This window comes from uncultured Mucilaginibacter sp., from assembly GCF_903893715.1.
GTDB lineage: Bacteria > Bacteroidota > Bacteroidia > Sphingobacteriales > Sphingobacteriaceae > Mucilaginibacter.
In genome coordinates this window covers 21809-38830 of sequence record NZ_CAITNG010000086.1, presented here as the reverse complement: position 1 = coordinate 38830, position 17022 = coordinate 21809, and the positions used below count along the sequence as shown (strand labels likewise).

Annotated in this window: 13 protein-coding genes and 1 tRNA gene; 6 read left to right on the top strand and 8 right to left on the bottom strand. The window is 45.7% G+C overall.

Translation table 11 applies throughout. The features are described from left to right. Positions 1-53 precede the first annotated feature (53 nt). The gene (locus tag QZX97_RS10115) at positions 54-3992 is read right to left on the bottom strand and encodes a Pls/PosA family non-ribosomal peptide synthetase (protein ID WP_295664623.1); all 3939 of its coding nucleotides are present in this window, start codon (positions 3990-3992) and stop codon (positions 54-56) included. A gap of 220 nt (positions 3993-4212) precedes the next feature. Beyond that, entirely contained in the window at positions 4213-6516 is a 2304-nt protein-coding gene (locus tag QZX97_RS10110; RefSeq protein ID WP_295648203.1) for a PAS domain S-box protein, read from the bottom strand. Here QZX97_RS10110 and QZX97_RS10105 point away from each other — a divergent pair. From QZX97_RS10105 to QZX97_RS10095, 3 genes are read left to right on the top strand one after another with little or no spacing between them, the layout of a single operon-like run. After that, complete coding sequence (locus QZX97_RS10105; RefSeq protein ID WP_295648206.1) at positions 6487-6705, top strand: hypothetical protein; 219 nt, start codon at positions 6487-6489, stop codon at positions 6703-6705. The genes QZX97_RS10110 and QZX97_RS10105 overlap by 30 nt on opposite strands. A 19-nt stretch (positions 6706-6724) precedes the next feature. After that, positions 6725-7219 carry a hypothetical protein gene (locus tag QZX97_RS10100; protein ID WP_295664622.1) on the top strand — a complete coding sequence of 165 codons (495 nt, stop codon included), beginning with the start codon at positions 6725-6727 and terminating at the stop codon, positions 7217-7219. A 24-nt stretch (positions 7220-7243) separates the two neighbouring features. Continuing rightward, positions 7244-8824 carry a hypothetical protein gene (locus tag QZX97_RS10095; RefSeq protein WP_295664621.1) on the top strand — a complete coding sequence of 527 codons (1581 nt, stop codon included), beginning with the start codon at positions 7244-7246 and terminating at the stop codon, positions 8822-8824. Here QZX97_RS10095 and obgE read toward each other — a convergent pair. The 4 genes from obgE to QZX97_RS10075 all read right to left on the bottom strand — a co-directional run bounded on the left by obgE (position 8821) and on the right by QZX97_RS10075 (position 11164). Beyond that, positions 8821-9825 carry a GTPase ObgE gene (gene obgE / locus QZX97_RS10090; RefSeq protein WP_295664620.1) on the bottom strand — a complete coding sequence of 335 codons (1005 nt, stop codon included), beginning with the start codon at positions 9823-9825 and terminating at the stop codon, positions 8821-8823. The two genes, QZX97_RS10095 and obgE, sit on opposite strands and share 4 nt — an antisense overlap. Before the next feature lie 114 nt (positions 9826-9939). Next, a complete protein-coding gene (locus tag QZX97_RS10085; RefSeq protein WP_295653930.1) occupies positions 9940-10512 on the bottom strand; it encodes an adenylate kinase in 573 nt (190 codons plus the stop codon). A gap of 57 nt (positions 10513-10569) precedes the next feature. Then, positions 10570-10643: transfer RNA gene (locus QZX97_RS10080), tRNA-Arg, on the bottom strand. A gap of 59 nt (positions 10644-10702) precedes the next feature. Further along, positions 10703-11164 (bottom strand): redoxin domain-containing protein, encoded by a 462-nt coding sequence (locus tag QZX97_RS10075; protein ID WP_295653927.1) that lies wholly within the window; start codon positions 11162-11164, stop codon positions 10703-10705. Positions 11165-11603: 439 nt separating this feature from the next. Here QZX97_RS10075 and QZX97_RS10070 point away from each other — a divergent pair, with 439 nt between their 5' ends. From QZX97_RS10070 to QZX97_RS10060, 3 genes are all read left to right on the top strand, one after another. Then, complete coding sequence (locus tag QZX97_RS10070; protein ID WP_295664619.1) at positions 11604-12587, top strand: NAD(P)H-quinone oxidoreductase; 984 nt, start codon at positions 11604-11606, stop codon at positions 12585-12587. Between the two features lie 29 nt (positions 12588-12616). Next, entirely contained in the window at positions 12617-13030 is a 414-nt protein-coding gene (locus QZX97_RS10065) for a hypothetical protein (protein WP_295653922.1), read from the top strand. A gap of 70 nt (positions 13031-13100) precedes the next feature. Then, a complete protein-coding gene (locus QZX97_RS10060) occupies positions 13101-13967 on the top strand; it encodes an alpha/beta fold hydrolase (RefSeq protein WP_295653919.1) in 867 nt (288 codons plus the stop codon). A 316-nt stretch (positions 13968-14283) separates the two neighbouring features. On the opposite strand, the gene QZX97_RS10055 is transcribed toward QZX97_RS10060, so the two are convergent. After that, positions 14284-15600 (bottom strand): SGNH/GDSL hydrolase family protein, encoded by a 1317-nt coding sequence (locus tag QZX97_RS10055; RefSeq protein WP_295653917.1) that lies wholly within the window; start codon positions 15598-15600, stop codon positions 14284-14286. A 16-nt stretch (positions 15601-15616) separates the two neighbouring features. Next, entirely contained in the window at positions 15617-16840 is a 1224-nt protein-coding gene (locus QZX97_RS10050; RefSeq protein ID WP_295653914.1) for an outer membrane protein transport protein, read from the bottom strand. Between the last annotated feature and the right edge of the window lie 182 nt (positions 16841-17022).

Sequence of the window (17022 nt, the reverse complement as noted above, 5' to 3'; positions counted from 1 at the left end):
ATATTCAAATGTAGTCCAAATCGTTGCTCCTTGCAACATCTAATGCTATATTATCAGGCCGGTTTAACCGGGCTACCGATCCAATCCGTTCCGGGCGACAAGGTCTCCCCTTTCATCACTAACGAAAGGGCATCGATATTGGTATCGTTACCGATGTCGCTATCATACAAAATAATGGTACGGGGAGCGATGCTGCTGCGGGCACCTATTTTAACCGGACCTATTTTCATTACCCTGTCTTCAAACAAGTGGGTTTGCGGTCCGCAGTCTTCGTTCAGGGCGCTGTCATCACCAATCGATATCATATCGTGTTCGGTAAAATCGGTAGTATTGAGCCATACCCGTTTGCCGGTTTTCACCCCCAATAAGCGTAAAGCCAAAGGTAACCAGGGCGTGCCACGCAAAAAGTCGAGCAGGAAAGGAACCGCAAGCGCCTCGTAGGTTGACGTAATGGCTTCACTGCGCCAAACCATCCATGTCCACATAGGCTTTTGGCGCGGTTTATACTTACCTATAAAGGCCCATTTTAACAGCACTACCAGCAAAAATGATGGTATGCCCATTATACCTAAGTAATATACAGGGAACATAACAGCAATCTTCCACATTGGTTCATTAACCACCAGATCGACCGTAAAAGCGATAAAGAAGATGGTAAAGCAAATGATGGCTGTCTCGGGAAGTATGATGCGGATAAACTCGACAACTCCACGTACCAGCTTCCGCCAAAATGGAGGTGTAATGGTCAATTCGGGCGGGTAAACGGTACTCTCCTGGCGGCGCGGCATGGCGATTGCAGGCGAGCCAAACCAATCTTTGGCACCTGTATCTTCCATCTGTTGTACGCTTGGAGGGGTTGACAGTACGCCGATAAGCATATTCCCCGGCAAATTATAACCTTGCGGGATGAGCGCGCTGTTGCCCACAAAACTACTGCTGTTAATGATTGTATGGTCCAGTATCAGTTGTTGGCCGCGTACGTCGGCTTCGCCTAAGGTCACGGCATCGGCTATAAAACAGCCGTCGCCAATTTCCAACAATGGGTGTGTTACGCTGCTGGCTGTAGACACTTCGGTGTTCTTGCCTATTTTCGCGCCAAGCAACCTGAAAAATGCTGATACAAATACCGTGGCATAAATTGGGTGCAATACGATTAAGCACAAACTCATGAGTTGGTCGGCGAACCATTTGCGCACGTAAATAGGACTGTATATCGGGTATTTACCCGGTTTTATGTGGCGTTGTAACAGGCGCGTCAGCACAATGGTTTCGAAGGCAAACATCACAATATATAGCGCAGCTAAAAAAGGCACCACCCATATATATGTAAAGTCGTAATCGTCGGCTTGGTTATCCAGATAATTTACCGCTATAATTGTCGGGATAAGTGGTAACAGGACGATAAAGGGTACCAGAAAAACCAACACGGCAAATATAGCCGCATATTTTCGGCGCATCTGCCGGGATACCGGCAAAGGCTGCGGTAAATCTTCAATTTTCTTGGTTTCTTTCAGTTGAGCCGGGCTGCCCTGCCATATTTCGCCGGGCTTAATGGTTTTGCCTGCAGGTAAATGGCTCAAATCCTGCAGCTCACTCCATTCTTCCATTACTGCCCCGCCTGATATAACGGCGCTACTGCCAATGTATGCGTGGTCGCCTAAGTGTATGCTCCGTAATTTGAGCATCCCATCCTCAACAAAAGCATTGTTAAGCATTACTGCCGAGCTGATGCTTACGTCGCTGCCAATAGAAACCAGGTCTTCGGCGCCGATAGATAACGAACTTAGTTGCGCATCGGCAGCAACTTTAACACCCATCCAACGCAGGTAAAGCGGATACACTGGTGTTCCGGTTGCAAACTGCACCGGCACTAAGCCTTGCATGGTTTTAACAAACCACCACCTGAAGTAAAACCATCCCCATAAGGGGTGATCGCCTTCTTTCATTTTGCCCAGCAAAAGCCATTTCAAAGCGATGGTGGCGACGGTGTATACAGGGGCGATAAGGAGGAACAATGCGATTGCTACCAGGATACCTGTCAGCATACTGTCGTGCTCTTGCTCCATATAATAGTAACCCAGGTATGGCGAAAATATCTCGACAGCAAACAATCCGTAAATTATTCCCAGAGAAAGCGTTTGTGCCATCCAACAAGCATAATATTGCCATTGGTTCACTTTATGGAACACGCGTTCTTTCTTTTTCGATTTGACGCGGCCTTCCCAATTTTCAACAAGGTTACTCAGTGGCCGGTTAACGTATATATCCTTTAACGACGCATAAGGCATCCCGGCATCCCTACGCAAGCGCGAAACCAAGGCTGTTGCCAACAATGAATGGCCCCCAAGGTCGTCAAAAAAATCCATCGAAAAGTCGATTGATTTGTTAGGGAATATTTTGTTGAGGATGGCGAGAAACCTATCGCGCATAGGCGCATTCATATCCAACACGTCATCGGGATCGCCAGCGCTCCTGATATTCATCACATCGGGAACGGGTAAAGCTTTACGGTTAATTTTACCGCTCGGCATGCGTGGCATCTCCGCCATCCGCATAATGGCACCTGGCACCATATAGGTTGGTAATACCTTAGCCAATTCGGTCCGCAACAGTATTTCCTCAATTTCTGTATCGTCGACAGTAACTACATAACCTACCAATTGATCCTGGTCGTTAATGTCTTTCTTAACCGCTACGGCTGCTGATTTTATCCCCATGATACCGTTCAGCTTTGCTTCTATTTCGCCCAACTCAATTCTATATCCACGCAGTTTTATCTGATCGTCAAAACGGCCCTGAACGTCAACAGTACCATCTATATTAATAATGGCTGCATCGCCCGATCGGTATATCATATCGCCATGCATATAGGCTAAAGATGCCGGCTTAGGCACAAATTTCTGTTTCGTCAGCTCGGGCAGTTTTACATAGCCGCTTGATAATCCGGGGCCGCTTATCACCAGTTCACCACGCTCGCCACGGGGTACCACGTTCAATTGCTCATCAACCACGGCCAGGTTGTAATTGGGCAAAGGGTCGCCTATCATTATCGGGTCGCCGGGATGGAGTATCCCCATGGTGGCCGTAACGGTAGTTTCAGTAGGGCCGTAACTGTTGTAAAAAGCGCGACCGGGTTTTGCCCAACGATCCAACACCTTGCGTGTGCAGGCTTCGCCACCGGCATTCACTATTCGCAACTGCAGATCGTCATCGTCCATCACCGCCAAAAGGCTTGGCACGGCGTGCAATACCGTAATTTTTTGCTCGCGCAATACACCGGCCAATTCGTCGATTACTTTTGAAGTTGTATTGTTGGCCACCCAAATGGTTGCCCCTGCAAAATAGCTTATCCAGGTCTCTTCGCACCACATATCAAAGGACACTGAAAAGCCCTGATAAACCCTGTCTGTAGCTTGTATCTGTAAAACGCTTTGCTCCGACCGTACCAAATGGCATATTTGCCTGTGCCCTATCGGTATGCCTTTTGGTGTGCCCGTACTGCCTGAAGTATACAATACATAAGCGCAATCATCCGGTTTTGGCCCGTGATGGTGAACAACTTTGTCGTAATTGTCGCCGCGAGCGGGTACGCGTATTATTTTGCAGTTTACATTTAACTGGGCCCTGCTAAAACAGGCATCGGCACCAACTTCTTTCATCACCGTTTCAACCCGTTCGGCAGGCATTTCGCGGTCGACCGGAACATAAGCTGCACCGGCTTTTACTATCCCCAAAATAGCAGCATGCAACTCAAGGCCGCGCTGCCACCATACACCCACCTTACTGCCCCGCTTTATACCTTTTTTTGAGAGGAAGGCAGCAATCGCATTCGTCCAGGTATCAAGTTCTGCATAGGTTATAGATTCGCTCTCGAAAATCAGGGCGGTTTTATCGGGAAACGTTTGTGCCGATGCGGTAAATATGTCGGCCAAAGTTTCGTTAAGCAAAAAATCAGGACGTTCAGCACCGTTAACAATACTGATCAGGCTCATATATAAATGGTTGTAGTATCAGGTTTAATCAAATATCGAACTTGCTTATCGCAAAGCACAATATTAACAATACTTTGGCATCACTTTGTTAATTGTTTAAAATGTTACGATTAACAATGTGTGTCGGTATGACATTTTAACAATACTTCAGGTTTAATGTTTGGAAATAATAACCAATAAGTTACAATAAGGGCAATTGGGACCTCACCTACAATCGAACTTATTTTGAAACTGCTCGACTAAGGGATAGTTGCCGGTAGTGGGCTATTTTTCGGTATAGGTCGTCCGGATTAAATGGTTTGCTCACATAATCGTCCATTCCCACAACAAAAGCACGGTCCTTATTGTCGAGCATAGCTGACGCTGTTAGCGCGATGATAGGTAGCTTTGAATAAATTTCAACAGGCTCCAGTTTACGTATTTCTTCAGCTGCTGAATAACCATCCATTTGCGGCATCTGCAAATCCATTAGTATCATGTCGTAATTATTGGTTTTTGCCAATTGCACAGCTATTACACCGTTTTCGGCCACGTCGCATTCTACGTCCCATTGTTTTAAAAACTGTTTGGCCAAAAGCACGTTAATCTGGTTGTCTTCGGCCAATAAAATACGGGTGCCTTTCAAGCTTTTGGTAACAACAGGTTTGTCTGATCCCGCGTCGGACCCGAGTTTCAAATCGCTCTTTTTTAACTTCAGGTCAAAGTAAAACGTCGATCCTTTGCCCGGCTCGCTTTGCAGTTTTATTTGGCTGCCCTGCATTTCGAGCAAACGCTTGGTAATGGTGAGACCAAGCCCTGTTCCGCCATATTTCCGCGTCGTGTCCGAACTGGCTTGGGTAAAGCTTTCGAAAACGGATTCCTGTTTATCGGCAGGGATACCGATGCCGGTATCCATAACCTCAAAACTAATTGTCGTACTATCTGCATCCTGGCTTAAAAGAGAAGCCGCAATAGTTACTTTACCTACGTTTGTAAATTTAATGGCGTTGCTGATTAGGTTTGTGAGTATTTGCCCTAACCTAACCGGTTCGCCAATAACGGCGTCTGGCAGGTCTTCGTCAATCATTAACTTCACCTGTATGCCTTTTTCGTTGGCCCGCTGTATCAATGCCAACCGTGTATTGCGCACCAAATCTTTTACACTAAAATCAACATCTTCAAATTCCAACTTACCGGCTTCTATTTTACTAAAATCGAGTATATCATTGATCAGCACCAACAGGTTTTCGCCCGAGAATTTTAAGATTTTCAGATATTCAATCTGGTCTTCGCGCGGGTTTTGCAACAATAAATGTGTAAACCCAATCACGGCGTTCATGGGTTTACGTATCTCGTGGCTCATGGTAGAGAGGAACTGCGTTTTGGCCTGCGCCGCGTTTTCAGCCTGCTCCTTCGCCTTTACCAACGCTTGTTCAGCCTCTTTGCGTTCGGTAATGGTTTCGGTAAACATAATGATGCCACCTATCTCATTATCTTTTTCATACCAGGGCCGTATCTCCCATCTAAACCATTGTACCCTTCCGTTTTTACGCACATAGCTATCTTCGGGGTTGCTCAACACCTCACCGGCAAAACCACGCTGATGAAATTCTTTCCATCGATGTGATGATTCGGGGAATATGTCGTAATGGCAAATCCCGATAATGTTTTTACGTTCAAGTTTATAATCCCGTTTCCAAATGTTACTTGCGGCTATATACCGCATATCCTTATCAAATACAGCGATAGCTGCCGGCGAAAACTCGATGAACGATTTTAATTGCTCTTGTTTTGCGCGGATGTCCTCTTCGGCTTCTTTGTGTTTGGTGATATCAATAATGGCACCGTGCAATTTTATTACCTGGTTATGCTCGTTATAAAAAGGTTTGCCAATGGCTTGTATGTGTCTTACCTCGCCGTTTGCCCTAATGATGCGTAAATCGAAATTAGATGCTTCGCCACCTTTTAAAGCACTTCTTATCGAATCCAGATACTTTTCCCTGTCATCGGGATGGATCATTCTATCAAACTCCTCGGTACCTGGCCCATGCCCTTTAGGCTCCAAACCAAAAATACGGAAGGCCTCGGCCGACCAATAGTTTTTGCCGGTAAGCATATCCATTTCCCAGCTGCCGCTGTGAGTAAGTTGTTGCGTATCGCGTAAAAGAGCCTCGCTGCTTTTTAGTTTCTCAACAGCCTGCTTTTGTAGGGTAATATCGTGCCATACAATAAGCAAAGCTGCTTTGTTATTGATAGTAACGGGGTTCATTGTTACCTCAACCATAATATTACTGCCATCCATACGGCTGTGCAGCCACTCAAATTGCTGATAGCCTTTTTTATAAACCTGCTGGTTTATTTCGGCTGCTTTTTCGGCCGACCTGCGCCCGTCAGGTTGAAACTCGGGCGAAAACTTCGAAGGATTAAGGCCAATTAAATCGGTTTTGTTCTTGCAACCCAGCATACGCAACGCTGCGTTGTTGCAATCTATAATGCCGGTATCGTCTATTAATAAATGCGCATCGGTAGAGCGTTCGAATATCACCCGCTGGCGTTCTTCCTCCTGCTTACGTTCTGTAATATCCTGGATGATGCCAGCTCTGCAGGTGAAGGCTTTTACTGGAAATACGAGTCGGCACTCAAAAAATGGGACTCAGAACTGTACTCGGTTGTAGGTGCCGCCGGCGAATTGTTCAGCGTGCGTACCCATTTGTACAAGCCGGTTTTACCCTGATACCATCCTCGACGATTTTATGATATCGATGCTCATAGCCAAACAAGGCTACCGTATCATTTACGAGCCAAAAGCCTATGCAACCGAAACAGCCTCGGCCAATGTTTCCGAGGAATTAAAACGCAAAGTGAGGATTGCAGCCGGAGGTATCCAATCCATCATCCGCCTAAAAAGCCTGCTTAATCCTTTTTCCAGCATACTTTGCTTCCAATACGTAAGCCATCGTGTATTACGCTGGACAGTTACACCTTTCTTCCTCATCCTGGCCTTTGTTCTCAATGTGTTTATCGCCTTGCAAGGCGAAGCCTTCTATCAATTGTTGTTGGTTGCACAGGTACTGTTTTACCTGATGGCCTTTTTAGGGTTTATTATGGAGAAACGCGAGCTGCGCATCAAAATACTCTTTATCCCCTATTACTTCTGTGTGATGAACTATGCAGTATTAGCAGGTATTATCCGATACTTCAAAAAAACGCAAAGCGCCGCGTGGGATAAAGCAGAACGCAGGCAATAGTTATTTTGCTAAATTAGCGCTCAAATGAACGCGTCGTTATCCTTAAAAAACAAGCCTTACCGCATCGTTATCCTCATTACCGGCCTGGTTACCCTGGTGCTTGGTATCCTGATATTCATCGTGCCGCCCAGCCCCTTCCCCGACCCAAGCTGGGGCTTTCAGGTAATGCGGTGCATGCAACAAGGGCACCCTTTTAACCTGTTGTTAAGCCCCAACCCCGATAATATCGCTCTTGACGATGCCGACTTCCTGTCGTGGTGGTCGCCGGGTCAATACCTTATGCCCTACTTTCTAAAAACCATATTGTGGCTCAATACGGGCAAAGCGGTAGCGCTTACCGTGTCTCTTTGTTCGGTTTTAGGGCTAGCAGGTTATTACCAATTGTTCAAACGCCTTGGCTTTACACCATGGATTTCGGCTATCAGCATGGCATTCATCGCCAGTCAAAACTTCTTTATCCTGCCCCACATATTTTACACCGGCGGCGAAACTTTGCTATTTGCCTTTGCCGGCTGGTTTTTATACGGATGCTTTGGCGTCAGTAAACTCAACTGGCAGGCTTTATTGTTTGTATTGTGTACCGGGTTGGTCGGCTTTTTTGCTAAATCATCCGCTTTATGGATGTACGCTGCCGGCGTTGCCTGTATCTGGATAAATGTTTCCTTCGGTCAAAAAGATATCCTGAAATGGTTAAAGAACGGTGTGCTCCTTGCTATCCCATTTATTAGCGCTCTTGTTATTATTTACCTCTTCTACCTGTCAAAGGGTCAAAACCCGTCGAACGCAGGAGGGCCTTTGCTCATAAAACCCGAAACCTTCAGCTTTCCGCTGGCCTCGCCTTTGCTGGCCGGCTTATCGTTAGACGAGCTGTTCAACGGCTTTATTTACCACCCCGATGGCGCCATGTTTTCCTATCAATGGACAACCGTTATCCTTATGGTAATTGCCTTATCTGCGCTTGCCTTGGTGATAGCCGTGTACCGGTATGTACCGGAACGCAGATACGCCATCGCGCTCATCGCTTTTTATGTAATAGGCAACGTATTTTTCACCTACCTTTATTTAAAGCAGGCCGCGGTATCCTTCGAGGGCAGGCATTACCGCATCATTGGCTTATTGGCCATCCCGGGCATAGTTTACCTGGTAAGCAAAGCCAAAATATCGCGCATAGCGTTCGGCATCGTTTGGATAGCTTTTATTTGCTGGGAGTTCAAGACCTTTAAAACCGAGTACAACTATAACCGGCATGCCTCTCATGGTATTTCGGGCCTTTCGCAACAGGCTTATTTGCAATCTACGTTGGATGAATTGTCCTCACTCGATGCGCAGCACACCAACCAGGCCATCTTTGTGATACCCAGTCCCGATATCGCTATCGAACTGCCGCACAACCGCATCATTACACTCGATATTGAAGATATGAGTAGCCAGGAGTTTGCCGAGCTAAAGTACGCCGGAAATGGAGGCATTATCTACATCCTGATGCCGGTAAGCTATGAAAAGAACGGTACAGCCAGGGGTATTTGCAAAAGCTTTGTAAACTACCACCACTTCGAGGTAAAACCGCTCGATAAAGACTACCGGCTATATACTGCCATTAATTAGGCCGGTTGGTTAATTTCCCTCCAAAGCAAATCTTTCAGCTCCGTTAAGCCCTTTTGGGCAACCGATGAGATAAATACAGTTTGTATCCCTTTTGGCAATTCCCTGCTCATTTCGGCTTGTAGTTCATCATCCAGCATATCGGCTTTGGTAATGGCCAGCACGCGGGGCTTATGGGTAAGCTCGGGGTTATATTCGGTGAGTTCGTGCAGCAAAATATTGTATTCTTCAACAATGCTGCGGTTGGTGTCGGCGGGGATCATAAACAACAGTACCGAGTTGCGTTCGATATGCCTCAAAAACCTGAATCCCAAGCCTTTTCCCTGCGATGCGCCTTCGATGATACCCGGTATATCGGCCATTACAAACGACTTGTTGTTACGATAGGCCACAATACCCAGATTGGGCACCAAAGTGGTAAAAGCGTAATCGGCAATCTCGGGTTTGGCTGCTGATACAACGGATAGCAACGTAGATTTCCCGGCATTAGGAAAGCCTACCAGGCCCACATCGGCCAATACTTTCAGCTCTAATATATTCCATTCTTCAATTCCGGGTTCGCCTGTTTGAGCAAACCGGGGCGTTTGCTGCGTTGCCGAACGGAAATGCCAGTTACCCAAACCACCGCGACCGCCTTTGGTCAGTATACGGGTTTCGCCATCTTGCGTTATCTCAAACAGCGTTTCGCCTGTTTCGGCATCTTTGGCTATGGTGCCCAAAGGTACTTCGAGTATCTCGTCGCGACCGCTTTTGCCGGTACGTAACGAACTGCCGCCCGATTCGCCATCGCCGGCAATAATGTGCTTGCGGTATTTTAAGTGCAGTAAGGTCCATAATTGGGCGTTGCCCACCACGATGATATCGCCGCCACGTCCGCCATCGCCGCCATCGGGGCCACCTTTCGAGGTCAGGATATCTCGATGCAAATGCGACGAGCCGCCACCGCCATGTCCCGAGCGGCAACATATCATCACATAATCAACAAAATTTGAACCTTGGGACATATATATGAATTCGGAAGTCATCCCGATAGCTATCGGGACGTTTTCGGATTTTCTTAGAAGTATTGCGCTCGTTTGCAACGAGCGCTTAATATGGTTCTGCGTTTGTAACGCACGCTACAGCGCATCAATCACCCCACACACCGCGTGGAATATATCATCAACACTGCCTATGCCGTTTATGCTTTTAAACTTGTGCTGGCTTTTGTAAAATTGCGCTACCGGCGCTGTTTTGCTGTTGTATTCGTGGATGCGCTTGCGGATAACCTCAGGGTTGGCATCATCGGGCCTGCCCGATTCTTTTCCCCTTAATAACAACCGGTGCTCCAGTTCGTCATCGTTTACCTCTAAAGCTATCATTACCGATATGGCTTCCTTTTTTGATGCCAGCAAACCATCCAATGCTTCGGCTTGTGCCACTGTGCGTGGGAAACCATCGAAAATAAAGCCATTGGCTTCCTTGTTCGCATCCAGTTTATTGCTGATCATCCCGATAACAACCTCATCCGGAACCAATATTCCGTTGTCCATCAGCTTTTTGGCTTCAAGACCAAGCTCGGTGCCTTGCGTTATTTCACCACGTAGGATATCGCCGGTTGAAAGATGAACCAACTGATACTTTTCTATCAGCTTTTGAGATTGTGTTCCTTTCCCTGCTCCGGGCGGACCAAACAGTACTAAATTCAGCATCCTTGTGATAAAATTTAAAAAGTCTCTCTGTCAGGGGGCAGAAAGACTTTAAATGTGTGCACTCGAAGGGAGTCGAACCCCTAACCTTCTGATCCGTAGTCAGACGCTCTATCCAATTGAGCTACGAATGCATTTTTTAACGGACTGCAAAAATAGGATTTCTTTTCAATCTGTTAAAAAAAATTATAAATTACTTTACAACGTTTGCAATGGCTTCAAAATCAGGCAAATCTGTAGCCACATCCAGCACTTCGGCGTAAATTACTTTTTGTTCTTCATCCAAAACAAAGGCTGCACGCTTCGATACCCCCTTTAAACCGAATACAAACTCCTCATAAAAAGCGCCATATGCCTTTGATACCTCTTTGTTAAAGTCTGATAACAACGGAAACTGGTAATCGTTTTCTTCGGCAAACTTTTTCAGGGTAAACGGCGAATCTACTGATATACCCAATATTTGCGCGTTCAGTCCTTCGTAATAACCAAAACTGTCGCGCATGGTACATAGCTGGGTGGTACAGGTACCTGTAAACGCCATCGGGAAGAAATGGATAACTACCTTTTTGCCTTTGTAATCGGCCAAACTAACCGACTTTAACTCGTTGGATACTAAAATAAACTGTGGTGCGGCCTCGCCGATTTTTACTGACATATTTATATTTTTGATTATACTGATTAGGGTTTGATTACAACGATTAATTTTGATTACACTGATTTTAAAATAAAGTGCCCTTTTCGGGCGACACGTGTTATGGGTATTTATGGGTGTTTAAAATTTTATTTTTCTTTCCAATTATGGGTACCCGTTTGCAATTTTTGCAATACTACACCCCTGTTTGGCCAATACCCATGGGCAATTATGGGTATTTTGCGTAAAAAAAGGATGTAACATTGCCATTTTGATAATATCACACCCATAGACCCGATTGCCGATCTCATGGGTATTTAATTTACATTTTAAAGAACTTTTCACTGTCCACCACTCACCTTTCACCCATACAAAAGTACGGATTTTTGCCCTTATCTCAGCGTCATCTTATTGCTATTAATTGCCAAACATTAGCTATACTTGACCTGTTATCACCCACACCATGAAAGCCATCATCATCCCCCAACCCGGCGGTCCCGAAGTTTTCGAAATAGGCCAATGCCCCACACCCCAACCAGCGGCCGGCGAAGTACTCATAAAAGTAGCAGCCGCGGGCATTAACCGCCCCGACATCGCTCAACGCAAAGGCATTTACCCGCCCCCGCCGGGAGCATCGGATATTCCGGGACTGGAAATAGCCGGCACCATCACCGCCCTTGGCGAAGGCGTTGAACGTTGGCACATTGGCGATAAAGTTTGCGGACTGGTAAGTGGTGGCGGCTATGCGGAGTATTGTACCATTCCCGAAGGCCAGTGCCTGCCCATACCCGAAAACCTCTCCTTAGCCGAAGCAGCATCCCTGCCCGAAACTTATTTTACGGTGTGGAGCAACGTGTTCGACCGCGCTAAACTACTGCCCGGCGAAACATTATTAGTGCACGGCGGCACCAGTGGCATCGGCGTGGCGGCCATACAAATGGCAAAAGCTTTGGGCAGCACGGTATATATTACCGCAGGCAGCGACGAGAAATGCAAGTTTTGCGAACAGTTGGGCGCCACAAAAGCCATCAACTATAAAACCGAAAACTTTAGGGATGCCATCAAACTACTGACCGGCAGCAAAGGTGTCAACGTGATTCTCGATATGGTTGGCGGCGATTATACCCCCGACAATATCAAATCATTAGGCTACGATGGGCGCCTGGTGGTGATAAGCGCACTCAAAGGCAAAGATGCGACAATCGACCTCAACCTCATTACGCATAAGCGCCTCACCATTACCGGCTCGGCTTTGCGTGTGCGCGATACGGCCTTTAAAAGCACTATCGCCCGAAATTTGGAGCAACACATATGGCCGCTGTTGGCATCGGGCCAAATAAAGCCTGTGCTTTATAAAACTTTCCCTTTCGGGGATGTGGCCGGTGCACACCGCCTGATGGAAAGCAGCGAACACATTGGTAAAATCGTACTGACTTTTGGTGATTGACGCCAAATAAAAAATCGATAAATTGCCTCATGAAATCAAGAAACTTTGTTTGGTATTGGAATGTCTTACACTACTCTGTCTATCGATTTTTAAAAAACCAATCTTTCACAAACCCTACTATTCATGCAGGGTCCTTTATGGGAATTTTAGTCATGAATATAGATTGGGCGCTATTCAATGTTTGCCAGTTATTTTTCCATGAGTCACTAAGTGATTGGTCATTTAAAAATCAAACCAACGGTGCATTGTTTTTAGGTACTATAATATTGCCAGCTTTTTTATTTAACTATTTTCTTTTATTCAAGAACAGTAAATATGTAGCGTACTTTGCCGAATTTGATGATTTTAATTCGGATAAAAAGCAACGATACTTTTGGGTAAGTATCGTTAGCATTTTACTGATTTGGATGTTTTTTTTATTAAGCTTCAAATTCACTCGATAATTATCCAAATAAATTCAAACTTAGTATTACCGTTTTCTGAATAGCTAATGTTTAATAACAATTATTTCTCATGAAAAAAAACCTGCGTTTATTGCTTACAATTGTTGGAATTCTAATATTTAAAACAGCTTTTTGTCAGTCTGACAAGGACGTTATCGTACTGCATAACCTCACCTGGGACAAAAACGCGCATGCCGGTTTTAAAGAACTGATCATCCCATCGGCCGGCAGCACCTTACAGGGTTTTATGTATACACCCAACGGCAAACAAAAACACCCTACTCTGTTGATGCTGCACGGCTACCCCGGCAACGAAAAAAACCTCGACCTGGCACAAGTGGTACGCGCCCACGGTTGGAACGTTATCTATTTCGATTACCGCGGCTCCTGGGGCAGTCCCGGCAAGTTCAGCTTTAAAAACTGTGTGGAGGACGTGGTAAATGCTGTAGCTTACTGCAAAAAAAATGCCGATGCGCTGCAAATCGATACCGCTAACATGGCACTCTTTGGGCATAGCATGGGCGGCTGGATATGCTTAAAGGCCCTGCAACAATTGCCTGGAGTTAAAAAAGGTTTCGCCTTATCCACCTGGAATATTTATGGGGAGGTAAAAGCAGCCAAAAATGCACAGGAGCTCGAAAACATCATCAAAGCAAACGATAATGAACCATCTTTTGTATTGAACACTACGGGTGCCGAACTGTTTGGCGCGGTAATGACCAATCCATCATTTTACGATTTAACCAACGACGGCAAAGCCCTCGCCAACAAACAAATTGTGATGCTCGACGAGCATACCCGCAACAAACCCATTGCCGATGCGATAAAAACAGGCCACAAAACCTACTTCGATTACCAGGTTTGGGATACCGACCATCCTTTCAGCAACAAACGGGTATCGCTGATGAAAAAGGTGTTACAGTTTTTGGACCAATAGTACCATTATGATAACGCTAACTATTCACCTTCCTGACAATAACTCAGAAGTTATATCAACTATTTCTTCACTTGTTACAAATGCAGGTGGCGATATCTATATGCATTCGGATGATGACCTTAATACATACGAATTTAAATCGCTAAAACGGGGATACAAGGAAGCTCTATTAATAAAAGACAGTAAGCTGAAAGGGATTCCATATTCCGAACTGTGGAATGATTGAACAAAAAAAACCGCCCCAATATCCCGATAGCTATCGGGACAGGGCGGCTCTCACTCAATCAAACTTTATATCAAATCAAACAAACTCTTGTTATGGGAACATCACACCATTGTAAGCCGAAACATTGGCCAGCGGTATGTTCGAACCATATTGGTTATTGATAGCCGTAATAAACTGATTGGCCACAATGGCATAACCACGCGGGGTTAAATGCACCCCATCCAGCGAAAATATGCCCCCGCTGATATAGTTGGAGTTTAAACTCAAACCGTTTATCAAATAGCCATTGGCTTTAATATTTGACAGGAAGGTAAACGCATCAAACACTGCCAGCCCTTTTGATGATGCCACCGATTTAATGGTGTTATTAAAAGATGCCACATGGCTTCTAACCAAAGCAATTTCATTGGCATCCAACACATATTTAGACTCGATAGGGTTACGCGGGTCTAAACCGTAAGGGTATGTACCAACACCTGCAGTAGTTGAACCGATAAGGCTGGTAGGGAAGGTTAAAACAAATAAGTCGCTCGCGGTAGCTGGTCGGTATGCATAATTAGTGCCGATTGGATCAGCAGCCAAAATATAAATATTCTGAATACTTGGAATCGATTTTTGCACCCCGGCTAAAATAGCAGCATACGTTACCGTATTAAAATAAGGTATGGTAGTTACGTCGGGTATAGTGGCGCAGGCGCCTTTTTGGCCGTTGGCGGTTAACCTGCTTATCAAGGTAGTGTATTTACTGCTAAAGGTACCTACATCGGTTAGCACATCGCCGGCGCCGCCGCTGGTAGCATAGGCCAAGGCATCGTTATTACCCAACCAGTTAGTAAAAAAGGTAAATGGTTGCGCTGTAATAAAATCAAGGTACTGTGTGGTATTGGTTGGCGAGTTGCCAGGCAACAAACGCTCGTAGTACGGGTTGCCGTTACCATAAGCCGGGTTATCAATGTCGTTCAGCTTAATGCCCGGTACACCATAGTTCTCTAAAGCTCCGGTATACTTGGTAAACAATGGTATGGTGCCTAATCCCGGTAAGGTAATGGTACCCCTTACGGCTGTTGCCGCAACTGCGGTTAGTTGTGGGTTGCCGCTCGCATCAAAACCGGTCAGCTTTTGGTAACCTGTACCACTGGCCTGGCTTGGGCTAAACAAGGGCTGCGTAAAGCTGCCCGCGCCAACTATCTGCATTTGCTGCGCGATAATGCTGGGATACGAGTTTAATTGCCCTGCCAGGTATAAACCACCATCGGCATAACCTGCGGTTAACGAGTTACCTACCGCTATGTAGCGTGTAAAGTTTGCCGACCCTGATGTAGCGGTTGGCGTAGTGATAACCGGCTTGCAAGCTGCAAAAAGCACCGATGCCGCCAGTATATATAAGTAATTTTTAAAGTTCTTCATGTTCATCTAATTTATGTTACCAGTGATAGGCCAATGATACGCCCGGTATATATACGTTGGTTTGGAAGGTACCCGACAGGTTGCTCTGCAGGTTAGTTTGCGTACGGCTCATTAAATGCTCAAATTCAAACGCTGCGTCGATATCCAGGTTTTTCATCGCTTTTATGCCTATGCCAACAGTTCCGTAAACGCGGTTGGCATCGGGTGCCTCGGGTGTTACATAACCATCCTTAACTGCTGTTGTGGCATAACCGCCACCAAAACGGATAAAGGTTTTGGCATCGGCCTGATACTGCGCGCCTGCCCTAAAATCGTATGCATCCTGATAGTTACGTGCCGATACGGTGTTTTGCAATGCCGGTGTAGTGGTTCCGTAATCAAACTCCAAAGTTTTATAAACCGACCACATTACCCAGTTAAAGTCAAAAGCAACGGTCCAGTCTTTACTTGGCGAGTAGCCAATACCCAAAGAACTGGTAGCCGGCAGTGGAATAGATGAAGTAAATGTATTAGGCGATGGGAAACTTGTTGCCAACGAAGCCGGAACTGTAAAAGTAGCCGGTGCATTGCTGATGGTGGTGGTAACCTGCGAGCGGTAATCTATACCGAAAGTCAGTTTACTACTTGCTTTAATGAATACGCCCACGTTATAACCGGTACCGTGCCCGCTGCCTTTTAATTCAGCTTGGCCATCTTGTCCGTTTGAGTTGGCCAATGGTATAGCCTGGGTCAAATCAACGCTGCCGTAATCGTAAACAAAGCCTGCACCCACGCTGATGGCGTCGCACAATTTGTAGCTTATGGTTGGTTGAAAGTAGATGGCCTTCAGGTTGAGGCTTTCCAACACGTATTTGCCGCTCCAGGTATTGCCCCAGTTGGTTAAGCCGCCAAAAGGTGTATAAATACCCATGCCAAATTTAAGGTTGGAGTGCTTTGGCCCCCATACACCATAAATATTAAAGGGTGTAGCTACCTGGTTCGATGTGTTTTCTTGTTGGCTTGAGCCCGCTGCTAAAAACGATGACTCAAAAAACAAAGGGTTTATACCTCCCTGAATGTAGTTTTCGGGCAGCATGGCTACCGCGCCGGGGTTAAACAGAACAGATGCACCGTCCTGCAACAAGCCTGTGCCTGTGTGGCCCATACCAATCTGCTTTTCTCCGTGCAAATTGACCTGGAAGCCTTGTGACATACCTAAAAAAGGCAATACCACTAAGGCCAGTAGTAGTAATTTTCTCATAATTGGTTTTTTTTGGTTTTATCCAGTAAAAGGTAATTGGTATGCAAACATAATAAAAATTACTATGCTAACATAGTAATTTTTTAAATATTTTTTAGGGTCAAACCTTAAATTTTAAACGGTAACAAATTCTTTTATCGAAGTGTTTGATTATCGGTACAAAAGCTTATTTTTGCAACCCG